General features: G+C 67.5%; 24 protein-coding genes. 16 read left to right on the forward strand and 8 right to left on the reverse strand.

Annotated elements, in window-relative coordinates:
• Positions 1-98 precede the first annotated feature (98 nt).
• The 10 genes from GH664_RS18645 to GH664_RS18690 all read left to right on the forward strand — a co-directional run bounded on the left by GH664_RS18645 (position 99) and on the right by GH664_RS18690 (position 7598).
• Positions 99-461 (forward strand): helix-turn-helix transcriptional regulator, encoded by a 363-nt coding sequence (locus GH664_RS18645; protein ID WP_153169569.1) that lies wholly within the window; start codon positions 99-101, stop codon positions 459-461.
• A gap of 42 nt (positions 462-503) precedes the next feature.
• Positions 504-926, forward strand: coding sequence for a DUF2703 domain-containing protein (locus GH664_RS18650; protein WP_153169570.1), 423 nt, complete (start codon positions 504-506; stop codon positions 924-926).
• Positions 927-961: 35 nt separating this feature from the next.
• Positions 962-1441 carry an arsenate reductase ArsC gene (locus GH664_RS18655; RefSeq protein WP_153169571.1) on the forward strand — a complete coding sequence of 160 codons (480 nt, stop codon included), beginning with the start codon at positions 962-964 and terminating at the stop codon, positions 1439-1441.
• Between the two features lie 38 nt (positions 1442-1479).
• On the forward strand, positions 1480-1845 hold the full coding sequence (arsD, locus tag GH664_RS18660; RefSeq protein ID WP_153169572.1) for an arsenite efflux transporter metallochaperone ArsD: 366 nt from the start codon (positions 1480-1482) through the stop codon (positions 1843-1845).
• A gap of 16 nt (positions 1846-1861) precedes the next feature.
• The gene (gene arsA / locus GH664_RS18665; RefSeq protein WP_153169573.1) at positions 1862-3649 is read left to right on the forward strand and encodes an arsenical pump-driving ATPase; all 1788 of its coding nucleotides are present in this window, start codon (positions 1862-1864) and stop codon (positions 3647-3649) included.
• Position 3650: 1 nt separating this feature from the next.
• Positions 3651-4742 carry an ACR3 family arsenite efflux transporter gene (arsB, locus tag GH664_RS18670; RefSeq protein ID WP_228111611.1) on the forward strand — a complete coding sequence of 364 codons (1092 nt, stop codon included), beginning with the start codon at positions 3651-3653 and terminating at the stop codon, positions 4740-4742.
• Positions 4735-5457, forward strand: coding sequence for an arsenical resistance protein ArsH (gene arsH, locus GH664_RS18675; RefSeq protein WP_153169574.1), 723 nt, complete (start codon positions 4735-4737; stop codon positions 5455-5457). The genes arsB and arsH overlap by 8 nt, the downstream gene beginning before the upstream one ends.
• Positions 5458-5542: 85 nt before the next feature.
• A complete protein-coding gene (locus tag GH664_RS18680) occupies positions 5543-7012 on the forward strand; it encodes a permease (protein ID WP_153169575.1) in 1470 nt (489 codons plus the stop codon).
• Between the two features lie 2 nt (positions 7013-7014).
• Positions 7015-7257, forward strand: coding sequence for a thioredoxin family protein (locus GH664_RS18685; RefSeq protein ID WP_153169576.1), 243 nt, complete (start codon positions 7015-7017; stop codon positions 7255-7257).
• Between the two features lie 14 nt (positions 7258-7271).
• Positions 7272-7598: a thioredoxin family protein gene (locus tag GH664_RS18690; protein WP_228111612.1), complete on the forward strand. Its 327-nt coding sequence runs from the start codon at positions 7272-7274 to the stop codon at positions 7596-7598.
• 49 nt (positions 7599-7647) lie between these two features.
• Here GH664_RS18690 and GH664_RS18695 read toward each other — a convergent pair whose 3' ends face one another.
• Positions 7648-8712, reverse strand: coding sequence for a hypothetical protein (locus tag GH664_RS18695; protein ID WP_153169577.1), 1065 nt, complete (start codon positions 8710-8712; stop codon positions 7648-7650).
• A gap of 280 nt (positions 8713-8992) precedes the next feature.
• Between GH664_RS18695 and GH664_RS18700 the strand changes: the two genes are divergently transcribed.
• Entirely contained in the window at positions 8993-9700 is a 708-nt protein-coding gene (locus GH664_RS18700) for a hypothetical protein (protein ID WP_153169578.1), read from the forward strand.
• Here the strand turns inward: GH664_RS18700 and GH664_RS18705 are convergent.
• A complete protein-coding gene (locus tag GH664_RS18705; protein WP_153169579.1) occupies positions 9697-10914 on the reverse strand; it encodes an MFS transporter in 1218 nt (405 codons plus the stop codon). The genes GH664_RS18700 and GH664_RS18705 overlap by 4 nt on opposite strands.
• 406 nt (positions 10915-11320) lie before the next feature.
• Between GH664_RS18705 and GH664_RS18710 the strand changes: the two genes are divergently transcribed.
• A complete protein-coding gene (locus GH664_RS18710; protein ID WP_153169580.1) occupies positions 11321-12250 on the forward strand; it encodes a dihydrodipicolinate synthase family protein in 930 nt (309 codons plus the stop codon).
• Between the two features lie 120 nt (positions 12251-12370).
• The gene (locus tag GH664_RS18715) at positions 12371-13795 is read left to right on the forward strand and encodes an MFS transporter (RefSeq protein ID WP_153169581.1); all 1425 of its coding nucleotides are present in this window, start codon (positions 12371-12373) and stop codon (positions 13793-13795) included.
• A gap of 89 nt (positions 13796-13884) precedes the next feature.
• Here the strand turns inward: GH664_RS18715 and GH664_RS18720 are convergent, their stop codons facing one another.
• Entirely contained in the window at positions 13885-14805 is a 921-nt protein-coding gene (locus GH664_RS18720; RefSeq protein ID WP_153169582.1) for a LysR family transcriptional regulator, read from the reverse strand.
• A gap of 257 nt (positions 14806-15062) precedes the next feature.
• Here GH664_RS18720 and GH664_RS18725 point away from each other — a divergent pair, with 257 nt between their 5' ends.
• On the forward strand, positions 15063-16052 hold the full coding sequence (locus tag GH664_RS18725; protein WP_228111613.1) for a porin: 990 nt from the start codon (positions 15063-15065) through the stop codon (positions 16050-16052).
• Positions 16053-16217: 165 nt separating this feature from the next.
• Here the strand turns inward: GH664_RS18725 and GH664_RS18730 are convergent, their stop codons facing one another.
• The 3 genes from GH664_RS18730 to GH664_RS18740 all read right to left on the reverse strand — a co-directional run bounded on the left by GH664_RS18730 (position 16218) and on the right by GH664_RS18740 (position 18949).
• Positions 16218-16706, reverse strand: coding sequence for a heme-binding protein (locus tag GH664_RS18730; RefSeq protein ID WP_153169584.1), 489 nt, complete (start codon positions 16704-16706; stop codon positions 16218-16220).
• A 123-nt stretch (positions 16707-16829) separates the two neighbouring features.
• Positions 16830-17492, reverse strand: coding sequence for a response regulator transcription factor (locus GH664_RS18735; RefSeq protein ID WP_153169585.1), 663 nt, complete (start codon positions 17490-17492; stop codon positions 16830-16832).
• Entirely contained in the window at positions 17489-18949 is a 1461-nt protein-coding gene (locus tag GH664_RS18740) for a sensor histidine kinase (protein WP_194270443.1), read from the reverse strand. The genes GH664_RS18735 and GH664_RS18740 overlap by 4 nt, the downstream gene beginning before the upstream one ends.
• Here GH664_RS18740 and GH664_RS18745 point away from each other — a divergent pair.
• A complete protein-coding gene (locus GH664_RS18745; protein WP_228111614.1) occupies positions 18948-19121 on the forward strand; it encodes a hypothetical protein in 174 nt (57 codons plus the stop codon). The two genes, GH664_RS18740 and GH664_RS18745, sit on opposite strands and share 2 nt — an antisense overlap.
• A 22-nt stretch (positions 19122-19143) precedes the next feature.
• Here GH664_RS18745 and GH664_RS18750 read toward each other — a convergent pair whose 3' ends face one another.
• Entirely contained in the window at positions 19144-20040 is an 897-nt protein-coding gene (locus GH664_RS18750) for a hypothetical protein (protein ID WP_153169586.1), read from the reverse strand.
• A 77-nt stretch (positions 20041-20117) separates the two neighbouring features.
• Positions 20118-21410 (reverse strand): NADH:flavin oxidoreductase, encoded by a 1293-nt coding sequence (locus GH664_RS18755; RefSeq protein ID WP_153169587.1) that lies wholly within the window; start codon positions 21408-21410, stop codon positions 20118-20120.
• A gap of 216 nt (positions 21411-21626) precedes the next feature.
• Here GH664_RS18755 and GH664_RS18760 point away from each other — a divergent pair, with 216 nt between their 5' ends.
• A complete protein-coding gene (locus GH664_RS18760; protein WP_194270444.1) occupies positions 21627-23012 on the forward strand; it encodes an esterase in 1386 nt (461 codons plus the stop codon).
• The last annotated feature ends 32 nt before the right edge of the window (positions 23013-23044 follow it).

Here is a 23044-nt window from a genome sequence, read left to right on the forward strand (position 1 = left end):
TCGCCCTCCCGCAGATCTGCCGTGTCGCGAACTCCCGGAGAGGCTGGAACCGCGCAGGAGTGAATTCAATATTTCAAGAATTGTTGTATCATCCGCAAATGGACAAGCCGACAGCCCTCTCGATTTTCGAATCCCTGTCCTCCGCCACGCGGCTGGACGTGTATCGCCTGCTGGTGAAGACCGGGCCGGAAGGCCTGGTGGCGGGCGAGATCGGCGCTGCGCTCGAGGTGCCGCCGACCAACCTGTCCTTCCACCTGAAGGCGCTGGCGCATGCGGGCCTGGTGTCGGTGGCGCAGGAAGGCCGCTTCCAGCGCTACCGCGCCAACATGCCGCTGATGGTGGACCTGATCGCCTACCTCACCGCCGAATGCTGTGCCGGCCACCCGGAGCAGTGCGCCGGCGTGACCGAGGCGGGGGCCTGCGTGGATGCGGCCTGCGGGTCGGCGCGCGCGATGCAGTGATGCCCCGCCGGCCGAGATGAACATGACAGATCCGAGCGCACCATGAAGACACTGACGATCGTCTGGCAACGCCTGGTGGACGCCGGTGGCAGCACCTGTCCGCGCTGCGAGGGCACCGAGCAGTCGATCGAGCAGGCGGTGGAGCGCCTGAAGGCCGCGCTCGTGCCGCTGGGCGTCGAACCGCGGCTGGAAACGCGCGAAATCACGCCCGAGGCTTTCAAGGACCGGCCGCTGGAATCCAACCGCATCTGGATCGATGGGCAACCACTCGAAGCCTGGCTGGACGGCGCGCCGGGCGCCAGCCCCTGCTGTGACGCCTGTGGCGATGCCGAGTGCCGCACGATCGAGGTCGACGGGGCCATCTACGAGACGATTCCCGAAAGCCTGGTGGTGCGCGCCGGTCTCATCGCCGCCAGCCGCCTGCTCGATCCCACGCAGCCGGGCAGCGGCCCGGGCTGCTGCTGACTTCTCCGCACTCCTTCCTGCAAACCGCCCCATCCATGAACGTCCTCTTCCTCTGCACCGGCAACTCATGCCGCTCCATCCTCGCCGAAGCCACTTTCAACCACCTCGCGCCCGCAGGCTGGAAGGCGATCAGCGCTGGCAGCCAGCCCGCCGGCTACGTGCATCCGCGTTCGCTGGCGCTGCTGGCGCGCGAAGGCATCCCCACGGAAGGTCTTCACAGCAAGTCGTGGGATGCGCTGCCGGTCACGCCCGACATCGTCGTCAGCGTGTGCGCCAGCGCCGCCGGCGAAACCTGTCCGGTCTACGTCGGGTCGGCACTGCGCACCCACTGGGGCGTGGACGATCCGGCGCACGCCAGCGGCACGGACGCCGAGATGGACGCCGCCTTCATGACGGCCTACCGTATCCTGCGCGCCCGCATCGAGGCTTTCTTCGCGCTACCGCTGGCCGAGCTGGCGCAGGACCGCGTGCGGCTGAAGGCCGAACTGGACCGCATCGGCACGCTGCGAGTCTGATTTTTCACTCACGTTTCAATCTTCGATGGAGTATCGAAATGGCCAATATCCAGATGTTTGATCCCGCCCTGTGCTGCAGCACCGGCGTGTGCGGTGTGGACGTCGACGAGGCGCTGATCCGCGTCGCTGCCGACGTCGAATGGGCCAGGCAGAACGGGGCGCAGATCGAGCGCTTCAACCTGGCCCAGCAGCCGCTGGCCTTCGCCGACAACGCGGTGGTGAAGGGCGTCCTCGAGCGCTCCGGCGCCGAGGCCTTGCCACTGGTGCTGGTCGATGGCCAGCTCGCGCTCGCCGGCCGCTACCCGACGCGCAGCGACCTGGCGCGCTGGGCTGGCATCGCCGAGCCGGCAAAGCTCAAACCCGTCGCTGACTCGAACTGCTGCTCCGGCGGCCGCTGCTGCTGATCACCGAAGGCGAGCCATGAACTTCCTCACCGATCCGCCGCGCTTCCTGTTCTTCACCGGGAAGGGCGGCGTGGGCAAGACCTCGATCGCCTGTGCGGCAGCGCTGCGCCTGGCCGCCGCGGGCCGACGGGTTCTGCTGGTCAGCACCGACCCGGCGTCCAACGTCGGCCAGGTGTTCGGCCTGGCGATCGGCAACCGCATCACGCCGATCGCCGCGGTGCCGGGCCTGGCCGCGCTGGAGATCGACCCGCAGGCAGCGGCGCAGTCCTACCGCGACCGCCTCGTCGGGCCGGTGCGCGGCGTGCTGCCCGACGCCGTGGTGCAGGGCATCGAGGAGCAGTTGTCCGGTGCCTGCACCACCGAGATCGCCGCCTTCGACGAATTCACCTCGCTGCTGACCGATGCCGCGCTGGTGGCCGACTACGACCACATCCTGTTCGACACCGCGCCCACCGGCCACACGATCCGCCTGTTGCAGTTGCCCGGTGCCTGGAGTGGCTTCCTGGAGGCGGGCAAGGGCGACGCGTCCTGCCTCGGCCCGCTCGCGGGCCTGGAGAAGCAGCGTACGCAGTACCGCGCCGCGGTGGACGCGCTGGCCGACCCGGCACGCACCCGGCTGGTGCTGGTCGCACGCGCGCAGCCGGCGACGCTGCGCGAAGTGGCGCGCACGCACGAGGAACTCGCCGCGATCGGCCTTACCCGCCAGTATCTGGTGATCAACGGGCTGCTGCCCGCCGACGAGGCTGCGGGCGATGCGCTCGCCGCCGCCATCCATGCGCGCGAGGCGCAGGCGCTGGCCGCCCTGCCGGAAACGCTCGCGGCGCTGCCCTGCGACCGCATCGCGTTGAAGCCCTTCAATATGGTCGGCGTCGATGCGCTGCGCGGATTGTTCGACGACGCGCAGGCCGGTGAGTCCGCGCGGGATCCGTTGGCGTCGATGCCCGGCCGGATGGAGGCGCCTACGCTGGCGAACCTGATGGACGACATCGCTGCCGACGGCCACGGGCTCGTCATGCTGATGGGCAAGGGCGGCACCGGCAAGACCACGCTCGCGGCGGCGATCGCGGTCGGGCTGGCGCAGCGCGGCCTGCCGGTCCATCTGACGACCTCGGATCCCGCCGCCCACCTGGCCGAGACGCTGGACGGATCGCTGCCCGGGCTCAGCGTCAGCCGCATCGACCCGCAGGCCGAGACCGAGCGCTATCGGCAGCAGGTGCTGGCGACCAAGGGCGGCGCGCTCGACGATGCCGGCCGCGCACTGCTCGAGGAGGTCCTGCGCTCGCCCTGCACGGAGGAGATCGCGGTGTTCCAGGCCTTCTCGCGCATCATCCGCGAGGCGGGGCGCAAGTTCGTGGTGATGGACACGGCGCCCACCGGCCACACGCTGCTGCTGCTCGACGCCACCGGCGCCTACCACCGCGAGGTGGCGCGGCAGATGGGTGGCACGGGCATGAACTTCACCACGCCGATGATGCAGTTGCAGGATCCGAAGCGAACCAAGGTGCTCATCGCCACGCTGGCCGAGACCACGCCGGTGCTCGAGGCGGCAAGTCTCCAGGCCGACCTGCGCCGCGCCGGCATCGAACCCTGGGCCTGGGTCGTCAATGCCAGCGTCGCGGCGGCCGACACGCGCTCATCGCTGCTGAGGCGTCGCGCCGCCACCGAATTGCGCGAGATCGACGCAGTTGCCACCCGCCACGCGGCCCGCGTTGCGGTGGTGCCGCTGCTGCAAACCGAGCCGGTCGGTGTAGGGCGTCTGCTCGAACTGGCCGGCGAAACTCGCAACATCACTGAAGGAGTCTGAATTGGGGCTGTTCGAACGCTATCTGACCGTCTGGGTCGCGCTGGGCATCGTCGCCGGCGTGGCGCTGGGCCTCGCCGCACCCGATGCCTTCCAGCTCATCGCCGGGCTCGAGATCTATCACGTGAACCTGGTCGTCGCGGTGTTCATCTGGGTGATGATTTACCCGATGATGATCCAGATCGACTGGCATGCGGTGCGCGACGTGGGCAAGCGGCCGCGTGGACTGGTGCTGACGCTGGTGGTGAACTGGCTGATCAAGCCGTTCACCATGGCGGCGCTGGGCGTGCTGTTCTTCCAGTACCTCTTCGCACCCTGGGTCGATCCGCAGTCGGCCAGCGAATACATCGCCGGCATGATCCTGCTCGGCGTGGCGCCGTGCACCGCGATGGTGTTCGTGTGGAGCCAACTGGTGAAGGGCGACGCCAACTACACGCTGGTGCAGGTGTCGGTGAATGACCTCATCATGGTGTTCGCCTTCGCGCCGATCGCCGCCTTCCTGCTCGGCGTCACCCACATCACCGTGCCGTGGGAAACCCTGGTGCTCTCCACCGTGCTGTATGTGGTGTTGCCGCTGCTCGCCGGGATGGCCACGCGCCATGCGCTGGAGCGGCGCTCGACGCACGCGGTGGCGGACTTCGTCGCCCGGCTCAAGCCTTGGTCCATCGTCGGCCTGATCGCCACAGTGGTGCTGCTGTTCGGCTTCCAGGCCGGCACCATCGTCGCCCAGCCGTTGGTCATCGCGATGATCGCGGTGCCGCTCGTCGTGCAGAGCTACGGCATCTTTGCCATCGGCCTGATCGGCGCGCGCATGCTGAAGCTGCCGCACGACATCGCCGGCCCCGCCTGCCTGATCGGCACCTCCAACTTCTTCGAGCTGGCGGTGGCGGTGGCGATCTCGCTGTTCGGGCTGAACTCCGGCGCGGCGCTGGCGACCGTCGTCGGCGTGCTGGTGGAAGTGCCGGTGATGTTGTCGCTGGTGGCGCTGGTGAACCGGACCGAACACTGGTATCGCCACGGGTCGGTCAGCGGCGCAGGCGATCCCGGCACGACAGGCCGGCAGGCCGTGATCGACGCGGAGGGTCGCCGTGTCTGACGCCCTGACCGATCTGCCGAATGTCCGCGCCGACCTGTTCCGCATACCCGATGGGGCGCTGCTGCGTCCGGCACAGCCTTCGACTCATCCGCCGCGCTTCCTGCTGCTGTACGGCTCGCTGCGCAAACGCTCGTTCAGCCGGCTGCTCGCCGAAGAGGCAGCCAGGCTGCTGCGGGCGATGGGGGCGGAAGTGCGCATCTTCAATCCGAGCGGGTTGCCGCTGCCGGACGACGCGCCCGACACCCATCCCAAGGTCGTCGAGTTGCGCGAGCTGACGCAATGGGCCGAAGGCATGGTGTGGTGCTCGCCCGAACGTCACGGCGCGATGACCGGCATCATGAAGACGCAGGTCGACTGGATTCCGCTATCGGTCGGCGCGGTGCGCCCCACCCAGGGCAAGACGCTGGCGGTGATGCAGGTGTGCGGCGGCTCACAGTCCTTCAACGCGGTGAACCAGATGCGCGTGCTGGGGCGCTGGATGCGGATGCTGACCATCCCCAACCAGTCCTCCGTGGCGAAGGCTTTCATGGAGTTCGACGAGCACGATCGCATGAAGCCCTCGACCTACTACGACCGCGTGGTCGATGTGATGGAGGAACTGGTGAAGTTCACGCTGCTGACGCGCGACATCACACCCTACTTGGTCGACCGCTACAGCGAGCGCAAGGAGAGCGCGGAGGAACTGTCCAAGCGGGTGAATCAGCGCTCGATTTGATCTGGCTGCTTGTGGCCGTTTGCGCGGCCCGCTAGCGTTCAGTCATCTGAGCTTCGCAGCGGGATTTTCCGCGGGAGGTTGTGCGATGGAAGGCATGCTCCATTCGGCGCTGGCCGTGTTCTACGGCGGTGCGGGCAATCTGGCCGCCTACCTGGCAGCGCACGTGCTGCTGTGCCTGTTGCCGGCCTTCTTCATTGCCGGGGCGATGGCGGCGCTGATCCCGAAGGAAACAGTTACCCGCTTCCTCGGGCGTAACTCGAGCAAGGCCGTTTCCTACCCGGCGGCGGCGGCGGCGGGCTCGTTGCTGGCGGTGTGCTCCTGCACCATCGTTCCTTTGTTTGCCGGGATCTACAAGAAGGGCGCGGGGCTGGGCCCGGCGATCACCTTCCTGTTCTTCGCGCCGGCGGCCAACATCCTGGCACTGGTGTACACCGGCGGCGTCATCGGCCCGGACCTGGCGATCGCGCGCTTGCTGCTGTCGTTGACCTTCGGCATCGGCATCGGCCTCATCATGGCGCTGATCTTTCGCGCCGACGACGCCGCGCACGATCTGGCCACCGACAACGCCTTCGCCGCGCAGGGCGCCGGCATGGGGCGCATGGCGCTGGTGTTCCTGTTCGTGTGGGTGGCGCTGCTATTGGCCGGCACGCTGAAGCTGGGCGTGCTGACCGGCACTTACCTGAATTTCGATCTGCCCGTCGGTGATGCGCAGGGGTGGCAGGCCACGCTCGACCGGCTGGTGCCCTACGACGCCGCGAAGGGCGAGGAGGGTGTGTCGGTGCAGGGTGTGGTGCTGATCGGGCTGCTGGCCTCGATCGGCTTCAGCGCCTGGCGCGGGCTGGAGAACATCCAGGACGGGCCCAACGCCTGGACGTGGGCCAGCCTCATGCTGATCGCGGCCACGCTGCTGGTGGCCGCGCTGGCGGTGCAGCCGCTGCCGGGCGGGCTGCGCATCGGCCTCACCGGCAAGTTCTTCGGCGTGGCCGCGGCGCTGGCGGTGCTCTACGTGCTGATCCGCGACCGCCTGACGGAGGACGAGTTGCGCGACTGGCTGTGGGAGTCGTGGCGCTTCGTGAAGCAGATCTTTCCGCTCCTGGTGGTGGGCGTCTTCATCGTCGGCATGATCCGCGTGGTCATCCGCCCGGAGTGGATCGAGATGCTCGCCGGCAGCAACTCGCTGACCGGCAACCTGGCGGGCGTGGCATTCGGCGTGTTCATGTACTTCCCGACCCTGGTCGAAGTGCCGATCGCGAAGATGTTCCTCGACCTCGGCATGCACCGCGGGCCGCTGCTCGCCTACCTGATGTCCGACCCCGAACTGTCGCTGCAGAGCATGCTGATCATCTCGGCCATCATCGGGCGCAAGAAGACGGCCACCTATGTCGGACTGGTCGCGCTCTTCAGCGCGACGGCCGGATTCACGTACGGCGCCTGGATCGACGGCATGTCGCCGTTTTCGCTCGCCCTGTATCTGGCGGGTTTCATCGCTTTGCTGGCCGTGCTGCTGTCGCTGGCCAGCCGTCGCGCAAGCTCATCCTCATTGAAAGGAGTCTGATCATGCTCAGCATCAAGGTTCTCGGCCCCGGCTGCGCCAACTGCCGCAAGCTGGAAGAAGTCGCGCGCGAGGCGGTCACGACGCTCGGCGTCGAGGCGGAGATCAGCAAGGTCACCGACATGCAGCAGATCGTCGCCTACGACGTGCTGAAGACACCGGGCCTGGTGATCAACGAAAAGCTGGTGTCGTCCGGGCGCATTCCCACGCCGGCGAGCGTGGCCGAGTGGATCCGCGCGGCGCTGTGAGCCGGAGAATCCAAGTGCAGACGAGCTATCTCGAGCAGGAACCTGCGCGCAGCGAAGTCGATGGGTTGGCGGGCGCGACGGTGGTCGAGTTCGGAGCGCACTGGTGCGGCTACTGCCGGGGGGCGCAGCCGGCGATCGCCGAAGCCCTCGCCGCGCATCCGGGCGTGCGCCACCTGAAGATCGAAGATGGCCCCGGCCGCCGGCTGGGGCGCTCGTTCCGAATCAAGCTGTGGCCGACGCTGGTGTTCCTGCGCAACGGGCAGGAGGTCGCGCGCCTGGTGCGGCCGACGGAGGCGAGCGAGATGCTCAACGCACTCGGGCAGATCGACACCGCGCGCTGAGCGCAGTCCACGTCCGGTCGCGGCCTGGCGCCGGACGGGGGGCGTCACCCTATCGCGCCTCGCGCTCCCTGAGGTGCGTCGCGGCGGGCCACACGCCCCACATGTCGACGTGGCGCTGGCCGTTGAGCCACTGTCCGAGCGGCGCCGGCCAGTGGAGTTCGTAGTGGTCGTCGTGGATCATGCCGATGAAGCGCAGGTGAAACTTCAGGTTGGTCGCGTCGAGCGGGATATCGCCGAAGGTCTTCGTCAGGCCGCCGCTGATCTGGGTCTTCTGGGTCCGTGGGCCGGATCGCGTGTCGTAGGTGAGGGTGGCGTCGACGATGTAGGTGCAGCCGACCTGATTGACCAGCACCAGCTCGAACGCGCCCAAGGGCATGATCCAGTTCGGGATCAGCAGGCGGCCGTCGAAGGACGCGAAGCTGTAGGCGATCGGCACCGGCACCGGCGCGAGCGTGCCCGAGCGTTCCGGCCACAGATGCCGGTCGATGCTCTTCTCCTGGTTCGTCGACAGATAGGAGCCCTTGCCGGAGGCCTTGCCGAGCATCCCGTTGATGCCGCTGACCGAGCCCGCGATCGAGAAGCTTCCGCTGTCTTCCTGCGAGCCGACGTTCAGCCCGCTGTGCGCCCACAGCACGCCGGTGACGACGCCGAAGCCCTGCGCGATGTTCGTGCCGTCGCCCATGCTGACCGATTTCGCCTTGACCGCCAGCCGGTCGATGTTGTCGAGGATCACGCTGCCGAAGTCGTCGACCGTCGCTTCGTGCGACAGGGCGAACTCCGAGGCGATCGCGCCCGCCTTCTCCAGCCCCCATTTCACTTCCAGGCCGGCTTCCACCGTGGTGCCCGTTTCAGGGTCGACGCTGGTGCCGTCGAGCTTCATCGTCGCCTCCTTGCGCGACACATGCTCGGACGAGAGCAGCCAGGTGTTCGACACGGGCATGTCATTGACCTTGACCGCCAGCAGGTCTGCGGCCACCAGACGGAACTCGCCCGACACGGGATCGACGACGCCCACCGCGCCGGGCTTGATCTGCGGGTTGAGCGCCCAGTTCCCCCAGTAGGCGGGGCGACTGTTGCGAATCAGATTGGTGAACGCACGATTCCAGTTCTGCATGGCAATCCTCCCTCAGGTCATGGCCCACGGCGCACATTTCTTATGCCTTCAAGATAGACAGAGCTGCGCCGAGGGGAAACCCTGCTGACGCGCGTTTTTGCCCCTGTGGCCATCGGTGCGACAATGACGCCCCCCGTTACCGCCTGCCGTCGCAAGGCCGGTGCGCCAATTGCCCGATCACCGTTCTTTCGTAGCCATGATTCAATCCACTCCAGCCAGCTCAGTCGCGGCGCACGCAGCGCACTCGGCAGACCACCCCTTCGCCGCAGCCCTGCGGGCCATGAAGTTCCCGCGCATGGGGGGCAGGGCGTTCATCGATTTTCGCCATTCGTCGGCGCGCGAGATCGACGACAAGCTGATCCGCTCTGCCTGGCAGAACATCCTCGGTGCGCGCAGCGACACCGAGCGCAACCTGTTCTTCGATCGCTGCATGCATGCCTACATGGACGCATGCGACATCTTCAAGGACTACACCGTCCTGAACTACGAAACCGGCGAGGTCATCCACTACGATCCGCCCGAAGCGGATGCCCGGCTCGCGCACGAGGAGACCGCGGAATACCTCGCCCGGCGCATGCTCGGCGCGGCCTTCAGCGGTGCAGGCGTCGAGGTGCAGCGTTACCTGCTGGGCAAGCTTTACCGCCTGGGCGGCGACGTCACTGCCACATCGGTGGCCGCGCATGCGCTGATGTTCCACGCCGCCGCCGACGTGCTGGTGCCGGCGATCAACGGCGGCACGCTGAAGCGCGCGGACCTCGCGCACTACCGCGAAGTCTCGCCCGAGGACGACATCGTGTCGCGCCTGCTGCGCGAGGGGCGCCAGGGTGACGAAGCGGTGCGGCGGGCCCTGGCCACCATCGACGAAGCGGTCGCCATCGACTGGGACGGCCCGCTGTCGCTGTGGCCGTTCGCCGGCTACTCGGACACGGTGACGCTGTACGCCAAGGCGCAGGACAAGGACCTGCTGCCGCCCGGGCGAGAGCGCTAGGCCGGCTGTCGCGCCGGGCCGGGGGTGGTGCGGATGCGACGGTTGCGGCCGGCGAGCATTCCCACGACTGCCATCGCCAGCGACAGCATCACACACATCGCCAGCGGCGCACTCCAGCCCTGCGACAGGTCGCGCAGCCCGCCGATCAGCGGCGGGCCGAAGGCCGCAAGGGTGTAACCGGCACACTGCGCCATCCCCGACAGCGCTGCCGCCTGGCGCGGGTTCTCGGTGCGCAGGCCCATGAACATCAGCGCCAGGATGATGCACGCTCCCGCGCCGAAGCCGAAGCAGGCCACCCACAGGCTCGCCAGGCCTGGCAGCAGTTGCAGGCCCAGCAGCCCGGCGGCGACCAGCAGCGACATCACGAGCGCGACCAACTTCTGATCCTTCAGGCGCTGGATCAGCGGCCCCAGCAGCAGGCCGGGCACCGCGGAGGCGAGCTGCATCAGCCCATGCAGCGAGCCGGCCTCGGCAGCCGAATAGCCGAGGCTGGCCAGGATGGCGGGCAGCCAGCCGATCATCACGTAGTAGATGAACGAGTTGAGGCCCATGAACAGCGTCACCTGCCAGGCCAGCGCGTGGTGCCAGATGGGGCTGCCGGCCTGCGCCGCGGCGGTGGCCTGGCCGACGGCAGGTTTGCCGAGCTGCGGCCACCACAACAGCATGGCCGCCACCGGCAGCAGCACCATGGCCAGCAATGCGCCCGCCCAGCCCAGCCCGACGGTGGTCGCGAGCGGATACACCGTCGCCGAGGCCACGGCGGCGGCGATGCCCATCGTCAGCGCGTAGGCGCCGGTGACGGTGGCGATGCGGCTCGGGAAGTCGCGCTTCAGCAGGCTGGGCAGCAGGACGTTGCCTACCGCGATACCCGCGCCGATCGCCGCCGTGCCCGCAAAAAGGCTCCATGCCGGCCCGGCAGAACGCAACACCACGCCGCCGGCGATCAGCACGAGCGCGCCGAACAGCGAGCGCTCCAGCCCGAAGCGGTGCGCCAGCCACGGCGCCACCGGCGAACCCAGCGCGAAGGCAAGCAGCGGCAAGGTGGTGAGCAGGCCGGCGCGCGCGGTCGAGAGGTTGAACGCGTCCTGGATCAGGGACAGCACCGGCGCCAGGCCGGTGATCGGCGCACGCAGGTTGGTGGCGACCAGCAGGATGCCGATCAGCAGCAGGACCATGCGTCGGTCCTGCGGTGGGACGGGGGGGCCTTGGCTCATGTGGCGCATTCTCGAGGCTTTGGAGGGACTCGAGTGTACCCATCTGCGCGTCGGTCGCGGTGTTCATCGAGGTGATGCCGGGCTGCGCATCGCAGCCTGATCGATGCACGCGCTGCTGCAAGAGGAAATCCATCCAGGCGGCGCCTCTCGTCGGCATTGTCAGAGGAGCATGATCTGAAATACAGGTGACGCATAGCTGTAATGTCAAATCTGCCAGTTCCGGCATGACATGGGCCTCCCTACACTGCGTCTCGCACGCTGTCGGAAACCAGAGCTTCAAGCGAAACAGGCGGCGAGCTGTCGTTGTGCGAGGTGCCATCAAGTGGTGGCGCCGGGGCATCCGGAGATGCCCGGCCCAACGGTGGAGACGAGCATTGCAGCACTCACACACCCTAAAGGAAAAGCCATGACCACGATCGACCTGCGCGGCCTGAACCCCGCCCCCGTGACCCCCTTCACCCGCGACGGCGCCGTCGATTACGCCGCCATCCAGCGCCTGGGCGCCTGGCTCGCCAGCATCGAGGGTGTCAAGAGTCTGACGGTGCTGGGTCACGCCGGCGAAGGCACTTTCCTGGAGCGCGACGAGCAGCTCAAGGTCATCGAAGCCTTCCGCAAGTCCGTCGATGACCGCATCCCCATCATCGCCGGCATCACGCTGGAGGGCACGAAGGTCGCTGCCGACGAAGCGAAGCGCGCCAAGGAAGCCGGTGCCTCGGTCGGCCTCATCTATCCGTCCCACGGCTGGCTGCGCTTCGGTTACCAGAAGGGCGCTCCGCAGGACCGCTACAAGGCGATCTATGACGGCAGCGGCCTGCCGATGATCCTGTTCCAGTACCCGGATGCCACCAAGTGCACCTATGACCTGGAAACCCAGCTCGACATCGCCGCGCTGCCCGGTGTGGTCGCCATGAAGAACGGCGTGCGCAACATGAAGCGCTGGGACCGCGAGATCCCTGTGTTCCGCAAGGAGCGTCCCAACGTGCCGGTGCTGACCTGCCACGACGAGTACCTGCTGCACACGATGTTCGACGTCGATGGCGCGCTGGTCGGCTATGGCTGCATCGCCCCCGAGCTGCTGGTGGAGATGATCGCCGCCGGCAAGGCCAAGGACTACAAGAAGGCGCGCGAGCTGCACGATCGGCTGCTGCCGGTGACCGCCAACGTCTATCACCGCGGCTCCCACATGGAAGGCTCGGTCGCATTGAAGTGGGCGCTGGTTGCCCGGGGCATTCTGGACCATGCCACCGTGCGCTCGCCGCTGCTGCCGCTGGCCGAAGGTGCCGACAAGGAGATCGCCGACGCCATGCGCGCGGCCGGCCTGGGCCGGGTGGTGTGATCCATCTGACGACAGAAGCGTCATGCCGGTGAGGTGTCGATCGGCAGACTGAGGCGAAATCGCCGGACGGCGGAGCGGGCTTCCGCTCCGCCGTCTTCATAATGAGAGGAGACAAAAGCCATGTCGGGACTCGTCGCCAATGGCGCCGCAGCACTACGGGCGGATCAACTTGTAACGGGTGGCTCGGCCGCCCACGGCGCCGCGAACGCCGAACTGGTGGCGCGGCTGGAGCGGCTGCCGGTGACGCGCCGGCTGATGCTCATCCGCGTGATCGTGGGCATCGCCACTTTCTTCGATGCGTACACGGTGTTGGCGATCGCCTTCGCGATGCCGCAACTGGTGTCCGAATGGAAGCTGTCGCCGACCGAGGTCGGCCTCATCATCTCGGCGGGCTACGTCGGCCAACTTTTCGGGGCGGTGATCTTCGGCTCGCTGGCCGAGAAATTCGGGCGCCTGAAGACGCTGTTCATCACCATCGTGCTGTTCGTGTCGATGGACATCGCCTGCCTGTTCGCGTGGAGCGGTGCATCACTGATGCTCTTCCGCTTCCTGCAGGGGCTGGGGACCGGGGGCGAAGTGCCGGTGGCCAGTGCCTACATCAACGAGTTCGTGGGGGCCGAGAAGCGCGGCCGCTTCTTCCTGCTGTACGAAGTCATCTTTCCGATCGGGCTGATGTTCGCCGGCATGGCGGGCTACTTCCTGGTGCCGATCTACGGCTGGAAGGCGATGTTCGTGGTGGGTCTGGTGCCATCGATCCTGACCATCCCGCTGCGCTGGTTCCTGCCCGAGTCGCCGCGCTGGCTAGCCTCGCGCGGGCGCATCAAGGAGGCCGAGGCCGTCGTGCAACTGCTGGAGAACGACGTGACCAGGCGGGGTGGCGTGTTGCGCGAGCCGGCGGTCAAGCCGCTCGATCCGCGGGCGACCGCCAAGTCCGACTGGCGCGAGCTGTTCCAGGGCATCTACCGCAAGCGGACCTTCACCATCTGGGGCCTTTGGATGTGTGTGTACATGGTCAACAACGGCCTCATTACCTGGCTGCCGACGCTGTACAAGCAGGTCTTCCATCTGCCGCTGCAGACCAGCCTCGCCTACGGCTGGATCACCTCGGGCGTGGGCGTCATCGCCTCGATCATCTGCGCACTGATGATCGACAAGGTGGGCCGCAAGCCCTGGTATGCGGCGGCCTTCCTGCTGGCGATGATCCCGCTGCTGACGCTGACGTCGCTGGGCGCCACCTCCGCGGTCCAGGTGCTGATCCTGGCCACGGCCGCCTACGCGATCCTGCAGACGGTGTCGTTCTCGCTGTACCTGTACTCCTCGGAGCTGTACCCGACTCGGCTGCGGGCGGTCGGCACCGGCTTCGGCAGTGCGTGGCTGCGGGCGGGGTCGGCGCTGGGGCCGATCACCGTCGGCTTCATCGTCGGCGATTTCGGCATCCGCTACGTGTTCTCCGCCTTCGCCGCGGTGGCCCTGGTGGGCGGCCTGGTGACGCTGTTCTTCGCCATCGAGACCAAGGGCCGCGTGCTTGAGGAGCTGTCGCCCTGATCGCATCGCGTTCCGTGCCGATCCGTCGCAGAGGCGGATCGGTCGTGCATGGGGGCGGCGGCGCAGGCGCGCCCACTCGCGACGGGTGCTCAGTCCGCAGCGATCTGCGGCAATGTCGTCCCGCTCGTCCTCGCGATTTCCTGCGTCACCTGCATGACCGTGCGGCATGCGAGCGTCAGTTCGCCGTGAGGTGACATTGCCAGCGCGATGTGGCGCAATACAACAGGTTCGACCAGCATCGAGGATTGCAGCCGGCACTCCCGGGCGGCAGCCGCGTAGGCATAAGGGCCGAGCAGGGCATGAGCGCCGCCGTCGGCGGCGATGTGCGTCTGCAGGCTCAGGGAGTCGGCTTCGACGGCGACGTTGAGCGAGATGCCGTGTTCGAGGCAGAGCTGGTCGAGCCGGTCGCGCCAACTGTTGGGGCGGCAGAACAGCACGAGCGGGAGCTTGTCCAGGCTCGAAAAGGGGACCGTCGGCTGGGCGGTCAGGCTGTCGCCCTCGGCACCGACGAGGTAGGTCGCCGTCTCGAAAAGGTAGATGTCCCCGTTCATGGGCGCCGCGCTGTAGCGATACAGGATGGCGAGGTCGACGTTGCCGTTTTCCAGCCAGGTTTCCAGTTGCGCGCCCTGTCCTTCGCGCACCATGAGCTGCACCAGCGGGTAGCGCTCGCGCATCCGGTAGTACAGCGCACTGACCAGCGGATGTGCCATCGACGGCAGGATGCCGATCCTCACCCGGCCGATCGGTTTGCCCGCCGTGGTGCGGATGTCGTTGACCAACTGATCCGTCCCCGCCAGCCAGGCACGCACCATCGGCGCAACGCGCTGGCCGAGTTCCGTCAACACGACGCCACGACCGGTGCGCTGGAACAACCGCCCGCCGCATTCCCTTTCGAGTTCGGCGATCTGTCGGCTGATGTGCGGCTGACTGGTGCCGTAGGCCGTGGCGACCTTGCTCAGGCTGCCCAGTTCGGTGGCGTCGATGAAGAGCTTCCAGGTCGCGTAATCCATGCCTGAGCCTCGCACTTTTATATACAAAAAAAGTATATCTGAAATACAAGATCTGCTACTTCTTGCATGGCTAGCGCATCCCTAGACTGCATTCATGGCTGCTGACCGAACCGCAGATTCACACGAGAGCTCGGTGGCATCCGGTGTTTGGTCAGGCAGTGCTCATCCCGCGCGGGGGCATGCCGACCGGATGAATTCAAAAGACGACGTGGATGGAGACAGGGATGAAGTGCAGATCGACGGCACCGAAGGTGCTGATGGCCGCAATGCTGACTTGCCTGGTGGCGGGCGAAGCCAGTGCGCAGGCCGTGGAAGTGTATGGCCTGATCGGGGTGTTTGCCGGCAGCGTGCAGCGTAGCGGCGAAAGGGAAGGAACGAAGCAACTGGGTGCGGGGGGGCTGACCACATCGTATCTGGGCTTCAGGGGGGAGGAAGACCTTGGAAACGGACTGAAGATGATCTTCTCGCTGGAGAGCTTCTTCCGCCCGGACACGGGGGAGCAGGGCCGCACGCCCGCCGATCCGTTGTTCTCGCGCAATGCCTGGGTTGGCGTCGACAGCGCCTACGGTCGTGTGACGCTCGGGCGCCAGACCAATCCCACCTATGCGGTGATGTCGCAGTTGAGCCCGTTCGGCAGCTCGGTGGTGTTCTCGCCCCTGGCCGTCCAATCCTTCGTTGCGGCCTATGGCAGCAACATCATCGGCGACACGGTGTGGAACAACACTGTGCAATACAGCACACCCGAATTGAAGGGCCTGCGCGGCTCGGTGCTTTACGGCACCGGAGAGGTGCCGGGGCATACCGGGCAAGCCAACCTCGGCGTGCACGGCACCTATCGCGACGGACCGTTCATGGCGGCGCTGTCGATGCAGCGCGTGCGCATCAACGTCAATCGACCGTTGCCCGAGGCGCAGGACTCGTGGCTGGCGGGCGCGAACTACGACTTCGGTCCCCTGAAGTTATACGGTAGCGCGGCAGGCACCCGCATCGACAGCGGGGCGGATACGCGCCTCTATGATGCAGGCTTGTCCGTGCCGGTGTCCGCTGCCGGCACCCTGCTGCTCGAAGGGGCGCGCTCGCGTATCGACCTGCCGAACGGCGTCGAAAAGCATCGCACCACGACTTCGTTCGGCTATGACCACCGGCTCTCGAAGCGCACCGATGTGTATGCCGTCTATTCGTATGACAAGAAAACGGACGCGTCGTCGGGCAACACCGTGGCCTTCGGCATACGTCACGCATTCTGAGGCCTGCCTATCTGCTCGAGGGAGGAACCAGGCGTGGGTGAGACGGGGGCTCAGGCATGTCGTCCCGTCCGCGACGCCGGGGCAATTCCCCGCGCGCTGGCAATGCAGAATGAGGCTCGCTTGGGATGAGCCAGGATGAATTCCCTGGCTCTTCCTGCAGCCGGCTTACTTCAGCAGATCCTTGTGCTTCTCGAGGGCGGCCATCGCGCACTGTTCGTCCAGATGCCCGCCGGGCGCGCCGCCGATGCCGATGGCGCCGATCACCTCGTTTCCGACCTTGACCGGTACGCCGCCGCCAAGCAGCAGGAAGCCGGGGATATTCACGAGATTCGCGGCCGCAGGGTTCTTCTGGGCGCCTTCCATCATTGCAAGCGTCGTGTTCTTCGCCGATGCAGAGGTGAAGGCCTTGGCGCGGCTGGCCTCCAGGGTGTGCGTGCCTGCATTGTCGGCGCGCTGCACGGCCCGCACCTGGCTGGCGCGATCCACCACCGTGACGGCCACGGCGTACCCCTTTTCCTCGCACGCGGCCACGGCGGCCGAGGCCAGCTGGTTCGCCAGTTCCAGCGACATGTTGCGTTCCGTACGGATGGCCTGCGCCGAAGCGCCCGAAGTCGCCAGGGCCGAAACAAGAAGGATTGCCAGTTGTCGTTTCATGAGAGTTCTCCTCGGTGCGGGGTACGGCGAAACCGCTCCGCCGTTGAAAAGAACTTTATTTGACCCGCCGTTGCGGAGCCATGCGTAGCGCTACGCCCGATGCTCCGTAAAACTACGGAGCCGTCAGTTGCGAGCCTCCCGGCTGGAATCCACTTGTTCCACCAGGGCGGCGTAGCGTCGGATCAGGTGCGCCAGCGAGGGCACCGCCAGCTTCTCGAACAGGTTGGCGCGATGGGTTTCCACCGTCCTGGGTGAAAGCACCAGGGCGCGGGCAATTTCCTTGTTGGTCAGCCCCTCGACGATGAGGCCGAGCACTTCCCGCTCGCGCTCGCTCAACGCGGCGTAGCGATGCTGGGCATCGCGATCCGCAGCCTGCCGCTCGCGCGACCTGACGTGCCGGCGCACGGCCTGCTGCAAGGCATCGAGCAACAGTTCGTCATCGACCGGCTTCTCCAGGAATTCAGCCGCGCCTGCCTTGAAGGCACGCCGGCACAAGTCGACCGTGCCGTGGCCGGTGAGCATGATGGTCGGCTGGTCGACGCCTGCTGCCTGCAGCGTGTCCAGCACCGAAAGGCCGGACACGCCGGGCATGCGCACATCGAGCACGATGGCGCCGATGCAGTGTCGGTCGAACTCGGCCAGGAAGCGTTCCGGATCGCCCCAGGTCTGCACCCGCAGGCCCACGGTGCCGATCAGGAGCGCGAGCGATTCGCGCACGGCGGCATCGTCGTCGACCAGGTGGATCAGGGGCGACAGCGACGCAACCGGATTCTGTGCAGCGGTCATGATCTTCCCTCCGGTGCCGGCGACGCCGCCGGCAACTCGAGCACGAAAATCGCCCCGGAACCGTCGGCCGGCTTTTCATGCCAAAGCCTGCCGTTCATCTCCTGCGCCAATGTTTCGCACAGGCTCAGTCCCAGCCCCAGCCCGCCGGGTCGGGCGGTCACGAAGGGCTCGAAGATCCGCGCCGCCACCTCGGGCGGCAGGCCCGGGCCGTTGTCGCGCAACGACAGGCGCACTCGCCCGCCGCCCGCTTGCAGTGTCCAGGTCAGTTGGGGCGTGGGGGTGTCTTCAAGCGCGTGCAAGGCATTGCTCGCCAGGTTGTGCACGATCTGCTCGACCGCCACCGTATCCGCGAACGCCCAGCCCTCTTCGGCGGGCAAGTGCACCGCGACGCCGCGACGCTTGCACTCCGTCGCCATCAACTGCATCACCTCGCGCACCACGCTCCGCAGTTCGACCGCTTCTCGCTCGTGTGCGCCCGGGCGGTCGATTGTCCGCCGCAGGCGCGCCACCACGTCAGCCGCGCGGCGTGCCTGGCCGACCACCTGCTGCATCGCGTCGCGGGCCGCCTCGACATCGGGCGGTGCATCCGCGAGCAGCCGCCGGCTCGCTTGCGCACCTGCCAGCACCGCCGTCAGCGGCTGATTTAGCTCGTGCGCCAGCCCGGCCGCCAGCTCGCCCAGGGCATTCAGCCGCGACACCTGACCGAGCCGCAGCAAGGCCTCGGCATGCTGCCGCGCTTCGCGCTGACGTCGCAGCAGCAGCGCCATGAAGGCGAGGGCTGCCCATATCGCCCACGCAAGCAGCAGCGGCATCCAGGGAAGGTCGCGCCAGAGAAAAGCGCGCACAGCCACCAGATCGAAGGGCTGGCTCGGTGCGGCCAGATGCTTGCGGAACTCGAACCGCCACAACGCCTCTTCCGCTGGCCGCTTCTGCACCACCCAGCGGTCGGGTCCGATCACGAGGGCCACCTCGGCCGTACCTCTTTCCGGGCTTGCCCCGAATGGCCACTCGGACCACGGCACCATGAGCGGCAAGGAAATCTCCAGCGCATATGCGGTTCCCGTCTCCGCCGGTGGCGTTGCCATCCAGAACCGACCTGCGGACCAATCCACACGCAATCGCGGCACGCTCGGGGCCTCGCCAAGCGCTCCATCAACCTCAGGATCGCCCCGACGTATGTCGAGCACCTGCGGATAGACCGCAGCCAAGCGCCGGGCGAGCTCATGCGCCGAATCCGGCTGCACAAGCTGGAGCATCGCCAGGATTGCCTCATGCTGCACGGCACGCTGGGACATCAGGCGGTGAGCAATGCGTGCGTCCGTCTCGAACGCCTCGCGCGCGCGATCGGCCGCCCCCTGAATCAGCCACGCGCTGACCAGTGCGCCGACAGCGAGCCAGGCCACCGCCAGGCTGACAAGCAAACGACGCGGGAGGGAATTCGGGCCGACCAGGGACATGCTGCGGATTCTTCCACAGATTCTTTCCCCTTGGCCTGTGGCGCGCTTTCGCCTTGGGGAAGAGGCCTGGCAAGAGGCCGCGCGGGTCACCAAGCCACCATCCATGCGCTTCATCGACGATTCGACGGCAGGCATGGGCAGGATCGAGGCCGTCCAGGGGCCGGTGGGGTAGCCGTACGAATGACGTTGCCCGCTCAGGTGCGAGGCTTGCGCGCCAGGTATTCCCTCGCTGCAGCGACCAGCAGCGCCGTGGTGTTCTTGACCCAGTCGATGCGCTTCTTCTTCCAGGTGTCCCAGCCGTCGGGCAGGCGCTTGGCGATGAACATGGCCTGCAGGTCGGCCACCGCGAGGGCGGGCTCGCCGTCGACTTCCCGGGCGTCCGGCCGGTTGGCGAAGAAGGCGAAGAGCAGGCCGAACTCGCCGGCCGAACCCACCAGGTTGTCCTGGCCGAGCAGGCGGGTGAGCTTTTCCTCCATGTCGCGATGCGCGCTGCGGCTGCCATCGTCGGAACCGAAGATCCTGCGCATCCACGCCGTGCCGGCGCTCTCGGCGAGCGCCAGCAGGTCCGAGCCCAGCAGCCTGGCGACCGCGGTGCCGAACACCAGTGCGGCCGGGTCCCGCAACAGGTTGTCGGCGATGAAGCGGCCGATGTCCGAGCGCCTGATCCAGCCGTCCCGGCCCAGCGCCGCGAGCCGCGCGAAGTCGTCGGCACTGAAGCGACCCGAGTCCGGCACGGTCGGGTCGCCCTGCAGGATGCCGCTGTGCCCTGGGTGGGAGCCCTGCGATCCGGGAAAGGCGAGCGAGAACAGCCCCGCGGGCACATGCTGGTCCAGTTGGCCGCTGCTGCCGCGCATGAAGGCGTGATTGCCGGCGGCGAAAAGCACCAGCAGGTCGCCCAGATCGCCGCCGCCGCTGTTGCCGAGCGCCCTGACGTCTTCCAGGCGGGCGAGCGGATCGGCGGCGCTGTTCCTGACCGGCAGGGCGCCCTGGGCGATGGCGCTGCCGATGAAGGGGCAGGTCGCCTTCTTCTCCACGAGCTTGGCGATGTCGTCGTCGCCCAGTTCGACGGGCTTGTCGAGTTCGTCGTCCATGGCTTGTCTCCTGATGCGTGATCTCGATCTCTGGCGGCGGCGCGGGCGGTGTGCCGCGCCCTCCGCCTCGTCCCGTCCTATCCCGCTTGGCCGGCCGCACGCTGGCCGCCGGGGCGGGATGCGAGCTGGGCCAGCATCGCGTCCTTGTCGGCCCTGACCTGCGGGTGGTAGCAGTCGGCGGGTTGCGCGCCAAGGTGGCCCACGCAGGCGTTGCAGTCGACGCAGCGCGGCCCCGGCGTGCCATCGCGCACGTGGTGATAGAAGAAGGGGTCGGCGAGGAAGGGGCGGCCGGCGGACACCGCATCGCACAGCCCGCGGGCGAGCGCGGCCTCCATCGCCGCACGCGTACGGAAGCCGCCCACGCAGATCACCGGGATGCGCAGCCGCGCCTTGAAGTCCGGCGTGTAGTCGAGGTTGAAACCCTCGCGCCCCTTCCACAGCAGGTTGCAGGCGAGCGTCACCAGCGGCCGGAACACTTGCAGCAGCGTGCGGCGCAGTGGCGGCAGGTGGGCCATGCTTCCCTGCAACATGTTGCGCAGGCAGCGGTCGAAAGTGCCGCGCACCATCGGAAAGCCCGATTCGTAGTGGCCGACCGAGATCTCGATCGCATCCACCCCCGCGGCCTCCATGATGCGCGCGGCTTCCGCCAGTTCGGGCGGTGCGAGGCCGTCGCGCAGCGGCAGCGCGTCGGCGCCGTTCATCTTCATGATCACCGGAAAGTCGGCGCCCACCCGGCGGCGGATCGCGCCCAGCACTTCGCGTGCAAAGCGCGTGCGCTGCTCGAGCGCGCCGCCGTACTCGTCGTCGCGCCGGTTGGTGTAGGGGGTGAGGAACTGGCTCATCAGGTAACCGTTCGCCGAGTGCATCTGCACGCCGTCGAAGCCCGCCTCCTTGCAGCGGCGCGCGGCCTCGCCGAACTGCTCGACGATGGCCGCGATTTCCGCCGCCCGCATCGCTCGCGGTTGCGTGCCGGTGAGCAGATCCTTCACCGCCGAGGCGGATACGACGTCCGTCGCGCCGACGAAATCCGGCACCACCTGGCGACCGCAATGATTGAGCTGGGCGAAGATCCGTCCGCCGCAGGCGTGCACCACCTCGGGGATGCGTGCCAGGCCGACGATCTTCTCATCGGCGTCCGCGCCCACCTGGCGGGGCGCAGATTTGCCCTGGCGGCTGACGTAGATGTTGCCGGTGATGATCAGGGGCGTGCCGCCCAGCGCGATGAGACGGTAGAACTCGACCAGTTCGTCGGTGACGAATCCGTCCGCCGACGCGCGGGTCTCGGCCGTCGCAGTCTTGAACAGCCTCGCCGGCAGCTCGAGCGAACCGATACGGATCGGCGTGAACAGCAGTGCCTCGCCTGCAGCCATGAGTCACCTCCGCGCGCCCTGGCGGCGAACTGCGTGATTCCCCTCATGAATCCAGTCTAGACCATGGGGTGTCCGGTACAGGGCGATCGCACGGCTGCGACGATGACAAGGCGCGGATCTGGTCTAGTCTTGAATCGAGAACCGGCATGGATGCCGGGTGCGGTCGCCCCGGCCATCGCCGAGGGATGCCGCACACATGCCGTGAGGTCGTCGACCATGCGAATCGGATCGTTTTCGAGGCTCGTCGCAGTGCCGCTGGTGCTCGTGCTGTCCGCCTGCACGCCGTTCATGCAGTACCGCACCGAGTACGACCTGTGCGTGAATGCGGGCAACGACTTCATGCCGGCCTGCGCTCCGCACGCCCTGCAGCAGTTGAAGGCTGGCGAGGGGGCCGACTACCTGCTCGGCTTCGTCGAGTTCGACGATCAGGGCCAGTTGTGGGACCGCAAGCAGATGCGCGCCGTCGTCGATCGCTTCACCGAGGAGACGGCCGCGCGCGATCTGCTCATGGTGGTGTTCGTGCACGGCTGGAAGCACAGCGCCGCCCCGGGCGATCCGAACATCGACACTTTCCGCAAGGTGCTCGGCAAGCTCAGCCTGGACGAGGCGCAGATCGCTCTGCAGTCCGGCAAGCCGGCGCGCCGCGTGGCCGGCGTGTACCTCGGCTGGCGCGGTGGTTCGGTGAGCGTGCCGTGGGTCGAGAACCTCACGTTCTGGGAGCGCAAGAACACGGCGCAGAAGGTCGGCCATGGCGGCGTGACCGAGGTGCTGGCCCGGCTGGAGCAGATCAAGCGCGACAAGGACAGCGTCGACGCGGGCCGCAGCGCGACGCGCCTGGTGGTGGTGGGGCACAGCTTCGGCGGGGCCGTCGTGCACACGGCCCTGTCGCAGCTCCTGGAAGCCCGCTTCGTGCGCACCAGGGGGCCGGACGGGCTGCAGTCCGACGCCGAAGGCTTCGGCAACCTGGTGGTGCTGATCAACCCTGCGTTCGAGGCCAGCCAGTTCACCCCGCTGAGCGACATGTCCGCGGAGCGCGGCAACTACTTCGGCACCCAGCTCCCGACCATCGCCATCCTGACCTCCGAGGCGGATTACGCCACGCGCTATGCGTTCCCCGCCGGTCGCCATGTGTCGACCTTCTTCGAGAAGACGCACGACATGCAGCGCTGGAACCAGACGCTCCGGGCGACGCAAACCATCAGCCAGGGCGACGCCAACGTGGCGGCGGTGGGCCATTTCGAGCCTTACCGCACGCATCGGCTCTATCCGGCCAAGGACGCGCCGCGCGGCGCCACGCCGGCCCTGCCCAGCCGGGAAAGCGTGCGCAACGCACTGGAGGCGGCCAGCGCCTGGGAGCGTGACGAGCCCGGCAGCAAGATCGCCTTCGCCGACCTCACCCTCGAGCGCACCCCCAACTCGGCCGGACGCAACCCGGAGCTGCTGATCTACGTTTCCGGGGAGCTCATCCGCGACCATAACGACATCGACGACGAACGCGTCATCGAGTTCGTCAAGGAGCTGGTGCTGATCTCGACCCTGCCGCAGGAGCACAAGGAGGCGGCGCGCCGGGCACTGCAGATGGCGCCGCCAGCGAAGCAATAGCCGCGCCGCTCGCGGGAGCTCGCTGGTTCGAA

It is taken from the genome of Thauera sp. 2A1 (assembly GCF_009469595.2).
GTDB lineage: Bacteria > Pseudomonadota > Gammaproteobacteria > Burkholderiales > Rhodocyclaceae > Thauera.

What these genes read in the sequence shown, in the direction of transcription:
- GH664_RS18645 (WP_153169569.1), top strand. Translation starts at nt 99, where the DNA reads ATGGACAAGCCGACAGCCCTCTCGATTTTCGAATCCCTGTCCTCCGCC.
- GH664_RS18650 (WP_153169570.1), top strand. Translation starts at nt 504, where the DNA reads ATGAAGACACTGACGATCGTCTGGCAACGCCTGGTGGACGCCGGTGGC.
- GH664_RS18655 (WP_153169571.1), top strand. Translation starts at nt 962, where the DNA reads ATGAACGTCCTCTTCCTCTGCACCGGCAACTCATGCCGCTCCATCCTC.
- arsD (WP_153169572.1), top strand. Translation starts at nt 1,480, where the DNA reads ATGGCCAATATCCAGATGTTTGATCCCGCCCTGTGCTGCAGCACCGGC.
- arsA (WP_153169573.1), top strand. Translation starts at nt 1,862, where the DNA reads ATGAACTTCCTCACCGATCCGCCGCGCTTCCTGTTCTTCACCGGGAAG.
- GH664_RS18680 (WP_153169575.1), top strand. Translation starts at nt 5,543, where the DNA reads ATGGAAGGCATGCTCCATTCGGCGCTGGCCGTGTTCTACGGCGGTGCG.
- GH664_RS18685 (WP_153169576.1), top strand. Translation starts at nt 7,015, where the DNA reads ATGCTCAGCATCAAGGTTCTCGGCCCCGGCTGCGCCAACTGCCGCAAG.
- GH664_RS18695 (WP_153169577.1), bottom strand. Translation starts at nt 8,712, where the DNA reads ATGCAGAACTGGAATCGTGCGTTCACCAATCTGATTCGCAACAGTCGC.
- GH664_RS18700 (WP_153169578.1), top strand. Translation starts at nt 8,993, where the DNA reads ATGAAGTTCCCGCGCATGGGGGGCAGGGCGTTCATCGATTTTCGCCAT.
- GH664_RS18705 (WP_153169579.1), bottom strand. Translation starts at nt 10,914, where the DNA reads ATGAGCCAAGGCCCCCCCGTCCCACCGCAGGACCGACGCATGGTCCTG.
- GH664_RS18710 (WP_153169580.1), top strand. Translation starts at nt 11,321, where the DNA reads ATGACCACGATCGACCTGCGCGGCCTGAACCCCGCCCCCGTGACCCCC.
- GH664_RS18715 (WP_153169581.1), top strand. Translation starts at nt 12,371, where the DNA reads ATGTCGGGACTCGTCGCCAATGGCGCCGCAGCACTACGGGCGGATCAA.
- GH664_RS18720 (WP_153169582.1), bottom strand. Translation starts at nt 14,805, where the DNA reads ATGGATTACGCGACCTGGAAGCTCTTCATCGACGCCACCGAACTGGGC.
- GH664_RS18725 (WP_228111613.1), top strand. Translation starts at nt 15,063, where the DNA reads ATGGCCGCAATGCTGACTTGCCTGGTGGCGGGCGAAGCCAGTGCGCAG.
- GH664_RS18730 (WP_153169584.1), bottom strand. Translation starts at nt 16,706, where the DNA reads ATGAAACGACAACTGGCAATCCTTCTTGTTTCGGCCCTGGCGACTTCG.
- GH664_RS18735 (WP_153169585.1), bottom strand. Translation starts at nt 17,492, where the DNA reads ATGACCGCTGCACAGAATCCGGTTGCGTCGCTGTCGCCCCTGATCCAC.
- GH664_RS18745 (WP_228111614.1), top strand. Translation starts at nt 18,948, where the DNA reads ATGCTGCGGATTCTTCCACAGATTCTTTCCCCTTGGCCTGTGGCGCGC.
- GH664_RS18740 (WP_194270443.1), bottom strand. Translation starts at nt 18,949, where the DNA reads ATGTCCCTGGTCGGCCCGAATTCCCTCCCGCGTCGTTTGCTTGTCAGC.
- GH664_RS18750 (WP_153169586.1), bottom strand. Translation starts at nt 20,040, where the DNA reads ATGGACGACGAACTCGACAAGCCCGTCGAACTGGGCGACGACGACATC.
- GH664_RS18755 (WP_153169587.1), bottom strand. Translation starts at nt 21,410, where the DNA reads ATGGCTGCAGGCGAGGCACTGCTGTTCACGCCGATCCGTATCGGTTCG.
- GH664_RS18760 (WP_194270444.1), top strand. Translation starts at nt 21,627, where the DNA reads ATGCGAATCGGATCGTTTTCGAGGCTCGTCGCAGTGCCGCTGGTGCTC.